16 protein-coding genes and 1 tRNA gene are annotated in these 15,367 nt (G+C 33.2%); all 17 read right to left on the bottom strand.

The features are described 5' to 3' along the window. Positions 1 to 2: 2 nt before the first annotated feature. The 17 genes from FPG59_RS00370 to FPG59_RS00290 all read right to left on the bottom strand — a co-directional run bounded on the left by FPG59_RS00370 (position 3) and on the right by FPG59_RS00290 (position 15,321). Positions 3 to 1,025 (bottom strand): acyltransferase, encoded by a 1,023-nt coding sequence (locus FPG59_RS00370; RefSeq protein ID WP_176330667.1) that lies wholly within the window; start codon positions 1,023 to 1,025, stop codon positions 3 to 5. Position 1,026: 1 nt separating this feature from the next. Continuing rightward, the gene (locus FPG59_RS00365; protein ID WP_086452640.1) at positions 1,027 to 1,812 is read right to left on the bottom strand and encodes a glycosyltransferase family 2 protein; all 786 of its coding nucleotides are present in this window, start codon (positions 1,810 to 1,812) and stop codon (positions 1,027 to 1,029) included. Continuing rightward, complete coding sequence (locus tag FPG59_RS00360) at positions 1,809 to 2,669, bottom strand: glycosyltransferase family A protein (RefSeq protein ID WP_086452639.1); 861 nt, start codon at positions 2,667 to 2,669, stop codon at positions 1,809 to 1,811. The genes FPG59_RS00365 and FPG59_RS00360 overlap by 4 nt, the downstream gene beginning before the upstream one ends. Further along, on the bottom strand, positions 2,666 to 3,508 hold the full coding sequence (locus tag FPG59_RS00355; protein ID WP_086452638.1) for a glycosyltransferase family 2 protein: 843 nt from the start codon (positions 3,506 to 3,508) through the stop codon (positions 2,666 to 2,668). The genes FPG59_RS00360 and FPG59_RS00355 overlap by 4 nt, the downstream gene beginning before the upstream one ends. Before the next feature lie 7 nt (positions 3,509 to 3,515). Continuing rightward, a complete protein-coding gene (locus FPG59_RS00350; RefSeq protein WP_140344574.1) occupies positions 3,516 to 4,475 on the bottom strand; it encodes a glycosyltransferase family 2 protein in 960 nt (319 codons plus the stop codon). Positions 4,476 to 4,503: 28 nt separating this feature from the next. Then, on the bottom strand, positions 4,504 to 5,457 hold the full coding sequence (locus FPG59_RS00345) for a glycosyltransferase family 2 protein (protein ID WP_086452636.1): 954 nt from the start codon (positions 5,455 to 5,457) through the stop codon (positions 4,504 to 4,506). A gap of 3 nt (positions 5,458 to 5,460) precedes the next feature. Continuing rightward, positions 5,461 to 6,372 (bottom strand): glycosyltransferase family A protein, encoded by a 912-nt coding sequence (locus FPG59_RS00340; RefSeq protein WP_086452635.1) that lies wholly within the window; start codon positions 6,370 to 6,372, stop codon positions 5,461 to 5,463. A 24-nt stretch (positions 6,373 to 6,396) separates the two neighbouring features. Continuing rightward, positions 6,397 to 7,119, bottom strand: coding sequence for a DUF1796 family putative cysteine peptidase (locus tag FPG59_RS00335; RefSeq protein ID WP_086452634.1), 723 nt, complete (start codon positions 7,117 to 7,119; stop codon positions 6,397 to 6,399). A 57-nt stretch (positions 7,120 to 7,176) separates the two neighbouring features. Further along, on the bottom strand, positions 7,177 to 8,100 hold the full coding sequence (locus FPG59_RS00330; RefSeq protein WP_086452633.1) for a glycosyltransferase family 2 protein: 924 nt from the start codon (positions 8,098 to 8,100) through the stop codon (positions 7,177 to 7,179). A gap of 1 nt (position 8,101) precedes the next feature. Further along, positions 8,102 to 9,019, bottom strand: coding sequence for a glycosyltransferase (locus FPG59_RS00325; RefSeq protein WP_086452632.1), 918 nt, complete (start codon positions 9,017 to 9,019; stop codon positions 8,102 to 8,104). Continuing rightward, positions 9,016 to 9,669 (bottom strand): acetyltransferase, encoded by a 654-nt coding sequence (locus FPG59_RS00320; RefSeq protein WP_086452631.1) that lies wholly within the window; start codon positions 9,667 to 9,669, stop codon positions 9,016 to 9,018. Before FPG59_RS00320 ends, FPG59_RS00325 begins: the two co-directional genes overlap by 4 nt. Then, positions 9,663 to 10,739, bottom strand: a complete 1,077-nt coding sequence (locus FPG59_RS00315; protein WP_086452630.1) for a DegT/DnrJ/EryC1/StrS aminotransferase family protein — start codon at positions 10,737 to 10,739, stop codon at positions 9,663 to 9,665. The genes FPG59_RS00320 and FPG59_RS00315 overlap by 7 nt, the downstream gene beginning before the upstream one ends. Before the next feature lie 9 nt (positions 10,740 to 10,748). Continuing rightward, entirely contained in the window at positions 10,749 to 11,972 is a 1,224-nt protein-coding gene (locus FPG59_RS00310) for a glycosyltransferase family 4 protein (RefSeq protein WP_086452629.1), read from the bottom strand. An 8-nt stretch (positions 11,973 to 11,980) separates the two neighbouring features. Further along, on the bottom strand, positions 11,981 to 13,243 hold the full coding sequence (locus FPG59_RS00305) for an ABC transporter ATP-binding protein (protein ID WP_086452628.1): 1,263 nt from the start codon (positions 13,241 to 13,243) through the stop codon (positions 11,981 to 11,983). Positions 13,244 to 13,530: 287 nt separating this feature from the next. Further along, positions 13,531 to 14,400, bottom strand: coding sequence for an ABC transporter permease (locus FPG59_RS00300; protein ID WP_086452627.1), 870 nt, complete (start codon positions 14,398 to 14,400; stop codon positions 13,531 to 13,533). Positions 14,401 to 14,617: 217 nt separating this feature from the next. After that, positions 14,618 to 15,094, bottom strand: a complete 477-nt coding sequence (locus tag FPG59_RS00295) for a hypothetical protein (RefSeq protein WP_086452626.1) — start codon at positions 15,092 to 15,094, stop codon at positions 14,618 to 14,620. Between the two features lie 141 nt (positions 15,095 to 15,235). After that, positions 15,236 to 15,321: transfer RNA gene (locus FPG59_RS00290), tRNA-Leu, on the bottom strand. Between the last annotated feature and the right edge of the window lie 46 nt (positions 15,322 to 15,367).

Below are 15,367 nucleotides of genomic sequence, written 5' to 3'. Positions count from 1 at the left end.
TTTTAATATTTATTTTTTAGTTCTAATGCCTTTTTCTCTATACAATGCCAAGAAAGAAATCCCAAAATAATTGAAATTAAAAGGGAAAACGTCATCAAAGAATACACTTTGGGTTTAAAGAGATGCACCAACACCTGCTGCACCGGGAAGCTGTAAATATAAATTCCATACGATAAGTCTCCATATTTACCAAATGTACTAAAAAAACGAAGAGGAATAAATCCCAACGATAAAACCACAACTGGAAAAACGATATGTTTTACAGTGCTATAAATCTCAAAGTAAAGGGCTAAAAATAATATTACAACACTAATAAACAGTATTGCAACAGAAACCTTTTTTTCAAATTGAATAGAAGCCAGCAAACTCCCCATGACAAAAAAAGTTCCTAAATTTAAAAAATGATATCCTTGTAGGTATAACAATTGCATCCCTGCCACCCGTTCTATAAAAAAATTATAAACAACATACAGTAGCACCATTACAACCGCAAGTATAACTGAAATTAATTTTTGATGCGCTCGAAAACAAAATAATAGTGCAATCAATACATACAAACTAAACTCATATTGTATGGTCCAAAGTGAACCATTGATAGCGTGGTAAGAATTAGTATCAAAAACACCTTTTACTGTAGATTGAAAACCGTACAACATCATGTTTCTAGGAACATAGGTGTAATAATCCCATTGTGTAAATATCGTAAAGCCTTTAACATGAAGGAACGGAATCAAGAGCAGTGTAACACATAATACGCCAAGCAAACCGGGAAAAATACGTAGAATTCTGTTCTTAAAATACGTTTTTAAACTACTCGCCCGCTGTAAACTTATAAAAATAAAATACCCACTAATAACAAAGAATCCACTTAAACCTATTTGAGAAAAAGACAGTTGTCCCGCAGTAATTTGCCACATCCATTCTGCTGATTCTGGCGTTCCTGATAAAGCATAGGAGTGCGTTATGACTACAAATAAGGCAAAAAGAAATCGTAGAAAATTAAAATTATTTACGTTTGCTTTCAATTCACTCCATTTTTTTAGGTTTATTACTCCAGAAACGCAATAAAAAAAACAACTTCAAAAAAGTGTACTTTATACTTAGGAAAAAAGATGAGGCACTGGACCACAAACTCCCTAAGAAACTTTTAAAAATCGATTTAAATGTAACATCCTCTCCCCACAATTGATAATTCCCAACCACATCATTTCGGAATCTAAAAAATAACTGTTTGGGTGTTCGTTTGATTTCGTAGGCAAAAACAACAGGAGCAAACTCAATGTCATAGCCTGCTTTCAAAACCCGTTTGGTCCATTCCTTATCCTCAAAAGTAGCTACATCTTCTCTAAAAGAATGTTGTTCCCAGACCGCTTTGCTAAAAGCTGAACCTGCAAAAATTAATCCTGACTTATTAGGATCAACCGAGGCAGAGATGGCGTTGATATAATTTCTATAATCATTGGGTTGATGCAAACATCTTACTCCTGCTAAATTAGGATTTTGGTCAAATTGATTTTGAATAACCTTAAAAAAATCAGGACTTACGGGATAGGAATGTGCACTAAAAATAACAACAATATCATTTTTAGCTTCAGAAGCACATATATTGGCGCTACCGCCAAAACTAAAATTGGTAATCGTTACAAATCGAGCTCCAAAATGCGCTGCTACTGTTTCACTCTCATCAGTCGAGAGATTATCTACAACAATAATCTCACTAACATCCGTGGCATAACGTTTTGTTAAGTTTTTTAACAAAAAAGACAAAGCAGGAGCTTGATTTTTATTTCTAATGACTACTGATATGTTCATGTCTTTTTTGATTTTAAGATCAATTTTGTTAACCAGCGGTAGGGTTGTAAAATTAATTTTCCAATTTTATATTCTTGACTGTTTTTATAGGTATCATGACCTGTACGTTGAACTTTTAATTCAAAGAATAGCACTTCCATACAATTCTCAAAATTAAGGATGTACAACTCTTTATGCTTGATAAATAAAAATTGTTTCACCTCTTCTGCATGATGTTGGATTGTATTAGTCAGCATTGACTTCTTAGCCTTTCGGTAATAAAATAAAAATTCAGGAATTATTTTGTACGTCCATCCTTGTTTGGTACAACTTAGCCAAAAGTCCCAATCTTCAAAACCTCTTTTCATAGTTTCATCATATCCGCCTACTTGTTCCCAGCACATTTTTCTGAACAAAGAGGTCGCTACTAATTGATTGACAAACAGTAACGAAGTTACATTATCTCCAATTGGTTTCAATTGATTAACAATGTTATTTATAGTACCCGAGAAAAAAGTACTATAGCAACTTACTATTCCTAATGCTGGGTGATCCCTCAAAACGGGAACTGTTTTGTTTAAATAGTCTGGATGCAATACATCATCAGCATCTAGCGGTAAAATAAATTCTCCCTTGCTATGTTTTATTCCAGTATTACGAGCACTAGACAAACCTGCGTTGTCTTGATATACATACTTAAACCGTGCATCTTTAGCACACCATTCTTGTGCAACAATTGCTGTATTATCAGGACTACCATCATTAACAATAATACACTCCCAATTGATATAGCTTTGGTCTAAAACGGATTGTAAAGACTCTCCTAAAAAATGAGCTTGACGGTAGCATGGGACAATTATGGATACTAATAGACTCATCTGGATACTATTTTTTTCAAAAATCGCAGTGGAGCCAGCAATAAATTCCCTAGCTGAAACTCTTTGGACTCTTTGGCATTCCGCAAACTATTTCGCAAAATTGAATTTTGACGCAGCAAAGCACTTGCATAAAATTCAAAATGAGTCTGATACATTTCTTTATGCTTATTAAAAATATACATGCGTAACTCATAATCATGATGTACAATTGCAGTGCGGTCCCGCGAAGTATTCTTAATTCGGTAGTGAGACAATATTTCGGGAATAATATGCATACGCCAATTATTTTTAGTGATAGCAAGCCAAAACTCCCAATCTTCATAACCTGCTTTCATGTTTTCATCAAATCCACCCACCTTTTCCCAACATTCTTTTCTAAACATGGCGTTAGCTCTACCATTGTTTATCACCATAAAATCAGTAACACCTCCACCTAAAGGTCTTACAATAGAGATCTTTTTTTTCTCAGAAAAAGTCAAACAGTGGGAACTAACTACTCCAATAGTAGTATCGGTATCTAAAATCTGTATGGCTTTTTCAATAAAAGTAGGTTCATAATAATCATCGGCATCAAGATTAACAATATAGTCTGTTTGCGCTAAACTAACAGCATGATTTCTTGCAATACTAACACCTTGATTTTCTTGGTAAATAAGATGAACCAATGGATGATTAATTGTAGCTAATGTTTTTTTTGTTTCTGCCTGTGAACCATCATCAACAATGATTATCTTTTCTGGCAATACTGTTTGATTGTATATAGATTCTAATGCTTCCATAATGTATGCCCCGTCATTATAACAGGGTATGATTACGGTAACATTACTAGATGGTTTCATTATAAATTCAAGGATGTCTTAGTGAATACAAAAATGGGAAAAGTTTTTGCCTAAGCCTAATTATAGGCATGTATTTCAAACTATATTTAGAAAATAAAATTGTTGGATTCCTTATTAGATAACACATCCAATAAATGGTTTCCTCTCCTATTGTCTTATTTTCCCGATAACGAATGATCCAATAGTATTTAAAAATTGAATCAATAGTACAAAATGCTATTTTATTTTTTAAACACCAGCGCACTAGTTCTTCATATAAAACAGGATTGTATTTGGTATACAAATCCTTTTTATCAAAAATATTTTGCTCGTGAATACCTCTTTTTGCAACTAATGTAGAAATATTGCTAGCTTCTAGTTTACATAACAAAGATAATCTAAAAATAAAATCAGAGTCCTCAGCCACCACTAAAGCTTCATTAAAAAAACCAACATCATCAAAAACTTTCCTTTTAACTGTAAGCCCATTCAAATGTAGATAGCCATATTTACACGAAATTAAAGCTTCGAAAAGTTGATCAGCAGGTACTGTTTGAGTTAACGTATTGTCCTTTAAAAAATTTACTTCTCCGGCTACTATAGTTCTATAGAATTCATATCCTACTGCATTGTAAACTCCATGAATTGTAGAATCTTTACTAAGAATTTCTTGGTCTTGACTGAAACGATTATCAAGATAAAAATCATCGGCATCTAGAAAGGCAATATAATTTCCGGTCGCTCTTTGTATTCCTAAATTTCTGCTGGCAGACCTACCTAAATTTTTCCCTTTGTCATGTTGAAAAACTTTAACTCGGGAATCCTTTTTTTGTAAATTCAGTGCAAGTTTCAAAGTCTCGTCGGTACTTCCGTCATCAACAAAAAGTACTTCAACTACTTCTGTTTGCTGCAAAGCCGAAAAAACAGCCTTGGATACAAAAGCAGCAACGTTGTAAGCTGGTATAACTACTGAAACCGTGAAATTCATTTTGGGATTTTCAAGCAAATTAAGTACACTATTTTCGGTACAAAAATGAGAAAAGCTTTTGTCTATACCTAATGATTGGAAAATATTTAATACTCAGCGAACTTAACATCAAGTTTTGCTGAGGCAAGAATAAATTGAACCAGTACTTGATATCCTGCATTAAGGAGTTTTCTTGTTTTTGTTTTAGAATCCAAATATGCTTTAAAATCAAATCCAATCTTGTAGTACGCACGCCGTGATTAGCTGACCAACGCAAAACGGAATCTAAAATACGTAATTTATTTTCTTGGTATAAGAAAGGCTTGTCAAACACATTTGCATCATGAACCCCTCTAATAGCTACTGGATTTTCAATAGAGCCCGCATAAAGATTGGCTACAAGAGCCATACGCCACATATAATCTGTATCTTCTCCAACTTCTAAATGCGTGTTAAAAAAACCAACTTTGTCAATTAAACTTCTTTTTAAAGTAAGTCCATCAATTGAAAAATGTCCCTTGCCTCCAAGTAACAAATTTTCAAATAAGTCTTGTGGTTTTATGCGCTCAGTTATGGTGTACAAAGCTAGTTCTTGTTGTTGCTCCAGAGTTGCATCTCTATAAAAATGAACTCCAATAGCATTATAAACCCCATCACAATCTAGTTGAGATTCGAAAATAGGCAAATCACCTGAAAAACGATTTTCAAGATAGTAATCATCCGCATCTAAAAAAGCAATATAAGTTCCCCTTGCGTGTTGCAATCCTAAATTCCTGCTGGCTGATCTTCCTTTGTTAATTCTTTGAGGGTGAAACAGAAGAGTAACACGAGTTGTAGTAGACGCTATAAGTTGCAAAATTTCATCTGAGCCATCAGTGCTACCATCATTAACAACTAATACTTCCAAAACTTCAGGTTGTTGCAATGCAGATGTGATCGCTTTTTCAACGTATAAAGCAGCATTATAAACTGGAATGATTATCGATATTGAAGGGTTTATCATTTTTTATTTATTTTGTTTGGCACGAATCATCCTTCGTAGAAAACGCATTCCATTGTAAAAACTAAAATAGCTTATAAATTGAAAAAAAATCTTTAAAACCTCAATAAATTCTATTTTATTTTGGACTTTGATTACTTTCCCATAAGCAAATAAAATTTCGTTTTTTTGAGAAGTGTTAAAATTCAGTTTTGTATCGAAAATTACATTTCTTAAAAACATTCTTTTTGCTTCATTCTTGACTGCTTCATTTTCAAAAGTACCCGTAATACTTAGTTCAGAAACCCTGACATGCACTAATGAAGTGTTAATAGTCAAAATTGGTTTTTTATTAGCAAATTTCAACCAAGCAAAATCATCTGTATGCCATGCTAGAGGATAATTTTGAAAACCAAATTGAGTGTAAGAATCTCTGGCAAAAACATATTCAGAAAGAGAACTTCGGGTTTCTCCAATCCATTTTCTAAAAAAAGCATCTTCTGCTTTTTCCTCTTTTGGATGAAAATAATCATCAAAACCTTCAAGCCTTGTACCCAAGGCATTTATAAACCTTGATGCAAACCGAATAAGTGCGTACTTCCTTTCAAGGTCTTTTTCAACATAACTATAAAAATCTTGTACCACATTAGGAGTCAAGATATCATCATCCCCAAGAATCATAATCCATGGCTCTTCATGGGTTAATGCGATGCATCGATCCCATTGTTTTGAAAGTGCTACACTTCCATAATTTTCATTATAACGATGGTACATCATGTTCATTTGACACTTGTACTGATCTATTAAGATGCTAGGATCTTCGGGACTTGCATCGTCACCTATATAGACTTTAAAACGCTGATCTGTTTGCAAGGCTAATGATTGCAAAGTAGCTTCAAAAAAAGTAAGTTTGTAGTACGGTATGACAATGGCCAGCATAAAAGAGAAGGATATAAGTAAAATCTATTTTTTATTTTTTTCAAGCTTGATTTTAGGCATTACTTGATAATAATCTACTTTTAAATTAGTTAGTAATGTACGGTATTTCTGTTCGTTTCCCCAAAGTCCATATTCCGCTGATTCTAATACAAAAGTGGTGACGTGTACCTGAGATAAAACTTTTATTTTCTCAAGTAATTGGGAACAAAATTGCTGATTTTCCTCTTCTGAATTTTCAAATCTTAGATAGACTAGCAAGTCGTCACTTGGTTTCAAAATAGTTGCAAAACGTAGCAGGGATTGAAAATACGTTTGGACCGCTTTATCTGAATTTACATACAAGCTAGTAATTACAAATAAATAAGAAACTGGTTTTGTTTTGATCTTGAGCATGGCAATGCTACATCTTTTATTTATTTTTTCCCGTAACGGAGCATTTTTTATCAAATCTTTGTAATGGTAAAATGCGGCTTCAGGATATTTTTTTGCAAAAACATTTCCCGCTTGGTCCACCGCTAAATCACTCATAAAATATTGAAATTCCTCTTGAATATTGGAGTAAGCAAAATCTAAAGCTTTAATAGGATCTGTCAACATCCAATCAAAAGGAAAACTCTGCTTTCGCAAAGTAGTTTTTTGAAGTACGTAAGCAGGATGGCAATCATATCCCACTGGGATAATAACTTTCTTTGATTTAAATTTTCGGGTAACCCGAATAAAATAGCCAAAGGGTAAATTAAATTTCATTTCAATTTTCTTAAATTAACAATACAGCGCAGTTCCTTCAATAAAAAGTAAATAGTGCTATTTTTGCTTCAGTTTTAATATCTTTTTGGCTATTCCCAAGATTTTAGTTTTTTTTAAAAAACTTCTCAATGTATATCCTAATTTATACGTATTTGAATCCTTTATGTTTCTAAAATTATTCTTTTCAAAAGCCACTTCTTGCTCTAATGCTACTGTTTTTGCTTGCAACCGATTGAATTTATGACCCAATAAAACTTTATAATCTTCGTTACTCAATACCGATTTAAGATAAACTAATGCATTAACTACATTTTCATTCATCAATTCTTGATTTTGAGTCATACTCATTTCATGTAATCGATACAGAACTAAAGCTTCTGAAATAAATATAGTTTTGGGATTTGATTTAAATAATGAAAGCCACATAATCCAATCTTCTTTGGCAGCTAAGTCCAAGGGAAATCTAAAATCTTGAAAAAAAACAGATTGAAATAGTCCACAATGAATTGGTATTGAAAATAAATGATCCCAATTTAAAAGTATACTGTTGTAATTGAAATAGTCCGACTTCAACACACAGAAAGGGGGACTAGTTTTAGAAACATCTAAATCAAACATTTTAAAATTAGTAAGAACAAGAGTTGCATCTTGCGTTTGAAAAGTGAATATGGACTTTTCTAGTTTTTGATTCGTTAAAAAATCATCAGCATCCAAAAATTGTATGAAACTACCACGAGAAACATTCAAACCTGCATTCCTTGCGCTACTCAAACCTCCATTTTCTTGATAAATATATTTAAAACGGGAATCTTTCTTAGTCCATTCTTTTGCAATAACATCAGTATTATCTGGACTGCCATCATTTACAATAATGCACTCCCAGTTGCTATAGGTTTGGTCAAATACTGATTGTAACGCTTCATCAAGATATTGCGCCTGATTATAGCAAGGAACGATAATTGAAATAAGACTGTTTTGCATGCTAATTTCTTGTAAAATGCTGTTTTATAAAACTCAAGTACACCCGCATACGACTTGGCTTTTTTATCAAAATCAAATTTTTGAAACCGTAACATATAGCTTTTGTATATTCTTCTCTCCGGAAATAATATTTAAAAAGATACAAGCAGTAAGTGTCAATTTTGTCAACATCATCTTTCGTGTATTGAACTTTGATGCATTTTTGAATTGCTTGTATCTGCTTAAGTTGTGTCACAAAATGATCTTCTAATGTAACTAGTGTTTGCATGATCCCACCTTGATGTAGCCTATAATTAGCAAAAATATCCGAAGATACATAAGCCATAGTATTTGTATTTTGTGATATTACTTGCACATAAAGCATCCAATCTCCAAATACTATATTTTTAAAATACTTTTGCAAAAGCGAAGTGTTTCTGAATAAAACAGTACAAGATATCAAATTATTTTGTGTAAAAAAATCAGAAAGTATATAATCCTGTTTTGCCAATGGATCCCCAATTAATTCTTCGATTACTCCATCTTTAATAATTTCTGCCTTACAACTATGAATGCTGTATTCTTTATTCTCCTCTAAAAAATCAACTTGCTTTTGCAGTTTTAGAGGATCGGTCCAGTAATCATCCCCTTCACACAAAGCAATATATTTCCCTTGGGCTTTTTGCAACGTATATAGGAAATTTGGCATCATTCCCAAGTTTTTGTCATGCTTGATGTAGTTAACCCAATTCCCATTAGGATGCCTATTGATTGTTTTTCTAATCACGGCATCAGTGCCATCCGGTGAACAATCATTACTGATTATAAATTCAACTTCAAAGGCACACTGCTGCATCAACACGCCTTCTATTGCTTGACGAACAAACATTTCGTGACCATACGTGATCATGCATACACTAACCATGGGTTTTTGCATCATTTATTGAATTGTAGTGGTGTTAATTGTTTGCTTATTCTTGCTGGGTTACCCACTACTACACAATCATCGGGCACATCTTTTGTAACAATCGCTCCAGCTCCTACTATTACATTTTGACCAATTTTTATATCTGGCAATACTGTTGCATTTGCTCCTATTCGAGAATAGGAGCCTACACTGCTTCGCCCAAGTAAAATAGCATTTGGTGATATTTCGACATAATCCCCAATGACACAATCGTGTGTGATTATGGAACTGTAATAAACAATGCACCCCATACCAATTGAAACCGAATTAGACAAAATTGCGTGAGGTAATACCACACTTCCAGTACCTAAAACTACATCATAACTCCCTACAGTAGCTCGAGGACTCACAATTGTACTTAACTCTCCTCCTAAAGCGGTACATCTATCATACATTTTTTTTCGAAGAAGAGGATTTCCAATACCAATAGTAAAACGATTGTCTACTGTTTTAAAATAATGACTGGCTTGTTTTGTATTCTTTAAAACTCGAAAGGTGTCAAAAAGTAAGTCCGGTGCATCCAAATTAACATCATCGTAAAAAACTAAATTTTGCAATTGATTGTTTTCATGCATCACTTCCAAAACTTCTTTAGCAAATCCCTTAGCTCCTACTATCAACATATACTTTCATGAATTAGTGACACAATTAAACTCAAATCTTCATTACTTAAACCTACATATAACGGAAGGCATAACACTCGTTCCGAAATACTTTCTGATACTGGCATAGCAATTCTTTCTAAATATGGCAAAGTATTGAGCGAAGGATAAAAATACCGTCTTGGAAAAATTTGATGCTCGTTTAATTTTTTTTGAATGGATAACAACTGAGCCTCAGTTTTAAAAATTACAGGATAATAACTATAATTCCACTCCGTATTTGCTCGTATTTTTAACGTTTGAATTTGGGATAAATCCAAGTTTTCATTGTAAAAATCGACTACTCTCTTTCGATCCGAAATAATGGTTTCTAAATACGGAAAAACTGCTAATCCCATAGCAGCCTGCAACTCAGACATTTTTCCATTGATCCCCAAGCCGTGAAAATCCAAAGGCCCATTATGACCAAAGTTATGATGGTAGAACAACTGCTGCTGTACTATTGAATTTGTAGTAAATAAAGCACCTCCTTCGCCTGAATGAAACAACTTTGTTGCATGAAAACTACACGTACTCAAATCTCCATATTCAAAAATAGAACGGTTTTTATAGCGTACCCCAAAGGAATGTGCTCCGTCATAAATAACTACTAAATTGTACTTTTTGGCTATAGCCTCAATAACATCTGTAGCACATGGATTTCCAAAAACATGAGTAGCTAAAATAACGGTTGTTTTATCTGTAATTACAGCTTCAATTTGAGTTTCATCAATAGTCAAATACTCTGGGTGAATATCTACAAATACGGGTTTGCAATGCTCCCAAACAATAGATGCAGTAGTAGCTACATATGAGAACGGTGTAGTAATGACTTCGCCTCCCTTACCCATCATCTTTAAAGCAATCTGTAAAGGGATAGTCCCGTTAGTCATTGCAGTAACATAGGGAACTTCTAAATATTTTTTTAATTTATGTTCTAGTTCCAAGACTAACTCCCCACGATTGGTCAACCATTGATTGTCCCAAGCACGTTGCACCAGATCTGTATATTCAGCAATTGGAGGTAAGAAAGTTTTGGTTACGTTGATCATCTACTTGTTTTAAATGTATTTTTTTAATACTGCAATTCTTGGGGTCATTTGTGTTTCGTTAGAATATACTTTTCTAAACTTTTGTAAACTATTTTCTTTAATACGTTTAGCAAGTTGGTCATTTGTCATTAATCGTTCTACTGCTTCAACAATAGATGCTGCAGTACTTTGTATTAATATAAAATCTACATCTGGAATAAATGTTTCATTTTGCTCCAACTCATCGGTCATTAATACCACAACATTATTCAAAGCTGCTTCTATAACTGTACCCAATGGAAAACCATCAAAAGCCCCTTTATGAAGTAAAAATGCTTTGTTTGGAGACACAATTACATCCATCCTATCAAAAATAGTTTTCAAAGATTCATGATTTTGATATCCATAAAAAATAGTTTTATCTTTTATTCTTGTTACATCAATATCATCTAGATCAAAGCCACCAATAACATGAAATCGAATTTGATTGTGTTTTTTGCTGAGACTCAGTGCGGCTTCTATAAAAACGTCATATCCTTTATCTAAACCTTTAGGCATGTATTTCGCAGCACAAAAACATACATTAAACGTATCTTGCTCTTTATGCTCCTCTTTTATTTCAGCAACAGTAGTTACAAGAGAATGCTGAGGCACCACACCACCAAAAACAAACGTTATATTTTCTTCACTACAAAAACCATTAGTAACCAAATAATCACGAGTGATTTTTTGCGTGACAATTACTTGTCTAAACTGGGGCGAACTCAATACTTTTCTTAATTTAAAGTCACATTCAATATCATTCAACTTAAAACCTCCTCCAGGATACAAGGTAAAAACAAACGGTATTTTATATTTTTCTAGCCAATGTAAATTATTAAAAATGTTATGTATAAAAATACAGTAAAAAAGTTTTGTATTGATATTCACAAACTTCTTATTTATCCTAACTTTTGATTTTAAATCTGGGAATTGCTTGACAAATAAAGAACAATCCCGACTATGATCCGTTATTTTTGAATTTACTACAACATAAGCAGTAGGCGAAACTATTATCTTTGATTTTTCAAAATACTGAAGTAAAACCGTAAACTCTTCCAATCTAAAACCAGAAACGGGATGCGGAAATATATCATCAAAAATGAGTAAATCAACCGAACGAAATCCTCTATATAGTACTGATTTCTTAGTAAAAAAAAACAACTTCGAATATTTATGAATTTTCTTTATAGCACTTTTAATTTCATATTTCATGACGATGACTATCCTATTTTTTGATTGCTCCAATTTAAGTAAGGTCGAACGATACCACCCCAATATCCAAAATAATTCTTCCTGTGTATTCCCTTTTCCCCAATTTCAACAGAAACAATCTTGTCCAATTGTGTAATTATTTCAAAATTATTTCCAACCAAAATTACTGTAAAATAGTACGTTCCCGTGTTTAATAAATTTGCGGGAATCGTACAAACACTTTTATAATGACCAACCTCCTGAGCGCTTCGCTCCAAATGAGGCGTTGCCAAAACATATTGATCCGAATCACTCATAATCGATACCGAAACATTTAAGGTATGAGCATCTAACAAGTTGGCATACTTTATTTCAATTTTAAAATCGTTCTCAATTACAAATTCATCATTTTCTGCAATCAATTCAATTGATGTTACCTTTGCGTTTGAATTCCCAGGCGCAACAGCAAATGGCCAAGAAACGAAAGAACCAATTAAGACATTATCATTATTGTAGCGTTCCACTGCTTGGTCAATACCTCCATCAAATACTATTGTTCCATTCTCTAATAAAATCCCTCTCGAGCAGAGCTGTTTTACTGCTACCATATTATGACTCACAAACAAAACCGTTCTGCCTCCGGTTTTAGAAATGTCTTGCATTTTGCCAATGGCTTTTTTTTGGAATTCGGAATCACCTACTGCTAAGACTTCATCTACAATCAATATTTCAGGTTCTAAAAATGCTGCTACCGCAAAGGCCAAACGTACGTACATCCCGCTACTATAGCGTTTTACAGGAGTATCAATATACCGCTGACAGCCTGAAAATTCGATTATTTCGTCAAGCTTGGCCGTAATTTCTTTTTTGGTCATACCCAAAATAGCACCATTCAAATAGATGTTTTCGCGTCCAGTCATTTCACCATTAAAACCCGTCCCTACTTCGAGCAAAGAAGCTACACGTCCGCCAAACTTAATACTGCCGGTTGTAGGTGCCGTAACACGAGATAAAATTTTAAGTAACGTAGATTTTCCAGCGCCGTTTTTACCAATAATCCCAATTACTTCACCACGCTCAATTTCAAAATTAATATCTTGTAGCGCCCACACATAATCACTTTCAGCCTTGGTCAAACGGTCATTGGTATCCCCAATTTTCAAATACGGGTCATCCTTACCACGAATTTGGTGCCACCAACGATTCAAATCATGAACCAATGAACCCGTTCCAACAGTACCCAAACGATATTGCTTTGAAATATTTTCTGCTTTTAGTATTATGTCTTTCATTTTTCTTTCCAGAGATAAATCTTGTGTAATGAATTACAAATGGTGAATGATCACTATTTACTACTCTTTTACAGTTGACCCGTCATCGCCCACTGTTAACTATTTTCTATTTAATGTTTTCTAATTAATCCTTATCATCGGATTCATCTTTCTCACTGTTTACTTACTTACTTACTTACTTACTTACTTACTTACTTACTTACTTACTTACTTACTTACTTACTGCTAACTGTATACTGTATACTGTATACTGTAAACTACTCACTATTTACTGCTCACAAGTCACTTTATACGGTATCAATAAACTTTTTCTCTGTATGATTGAACAATAACAATCCAATAAATAAAACTGCGATAGAAAAGAATAACGTATATACTATTCCCCAAAAAGGAAATGCTCCTGTACTGAGAAGCATATAACGTGTTGCTTCAATGCAATATGCCAAAGGGTTATATTGTACAAGCCAAGCATATTTTGGCATTTTAACAGCAATTAAATCCAGCGGAAAAAATACGGCAGAAATATACATCAACAATTGTATTCCAAAACCAATTAAATACGTTAAGTCTCTATACTTAGTAACAAGTGCAGAAATAATCATTCCAAAACCCAAACCTAAAATTCCCAAGAGAATAACGACAAGAGGAAAAAAATAGGTCCATGAATTGAAAGATACTAGAGCGTCTTGACTATAGTAATAAATAAAAAAACAAAGAAAAATAAAGAGTTGGATAAAAAATTTAATCAAATTAGATAGAACAACAGTCAAAGGAGCTATGATTCTAGGAAAATAAACTTTGCCAAAAATTCCAGCATTTGAGGCAAAAGTATTAGAAGTACCATTCAAGCAAGCAGTAAAATAATTCCAAACAGTTATACTAGCAAGATTAAACAAAAATGGAGGAACAGATCCAGTACTTATTCCTGCTAAATTATTAAAAACAATAGTAAAAGTTAGACTAGTTAACAAGGGCTGAATAAAATACCATAAGGGCCCTAAAATAGTTTGCTTATAAACCGTCACAATATCTCTTTTAACAAAAAGAAACAAAAGATCACGATACACCCACACTTCTTTGAGATGCAGTGAGAAAAATTTATTTTTTGGTGTTATTTCAAACAACCACGTGGTATTGGTTGATTCTTTCAAATTCATTGTAAGCAAAGAATTAAAATAGGAAAAAAATTATTGGGACAATCTCATAAAAAATAGGCACATAATAATTCAAATGCAAATTCCCTTAAAAAAACGAATAAAAAAATACTTTGCAAAGTGTACTAGCTTCACAAAAAGGGAAATTAAAAATGAAGAAATAATGATTTCAATCGAGTCTCATCTATTAGAAATCAATCAACGTGAACTCTATTAAAAATTACTTACAATCTACAACTGAAAATTTAAATTTAACTCGATCAAAATCTATAGGCTCTCCTTTTACAAAATAAGTAGCACCCATGGTCGTTTGCATTTTACCATTACCTAGCACTAACGAATCACCACGCTTTAAAAAAGCCATAGGGTTTTTAAAAGTAACTTTTGTATTATCCCCTTCAATAAAAGTATAACTTACAAAAATAGTATCGCCACTCGTATTACCAGATACAGTACCTTTTTTTACTGCAGCATTGTTAAAACTCATCATCATATCCCCACTGATCTTTCCATCTTTTAATGAGTTCAGTTGTAAAGTTATAGAATCTTTATCATATATAGACTTGTAACAGGTAACAGCAATAGGTTTTTCTTGTTTAGTTGCGTCATTCTTAAGTTTCTTCTCAGATGTTGTGTTTTGACAGCTTTGTAGACCAATGCAAGCAAATAGAAAACCCCCAATGATATATTTTTTCATAATAATTTGTTTTTTAAAATAGCTTAGCTAAAATACGAATAAAATAAAGAAAGAAGGATATAAAAGGAAAAGATATCAATTAATACCAAATTCTCTAAACAAAAACCCTCCAACACGACTGTGTTGGAGGGTTTTACTAAGTACTCAGAGCGGGACTTGAACCCGCACGAACATTGCTGTTCACTGGATTTTAAGTCCAGCGTGTCTACCAATTTCACCATCCGAGCTTTGGTTGTGGTACCTCCAGGGATCGAACCAGGGACACATGGATTT

Source organism: Flavobacterium sp. FPG59, from assembly GCF_002150205.1.
Lineage (GTDB): Bacteria > Bacteroidota > Bacteroidia > Flavobacteriales > Flavobacteriaceae > Flavobacterium.
This window is presented reverse-complemented; position numbering and strand designations above follow the sequence as displayed.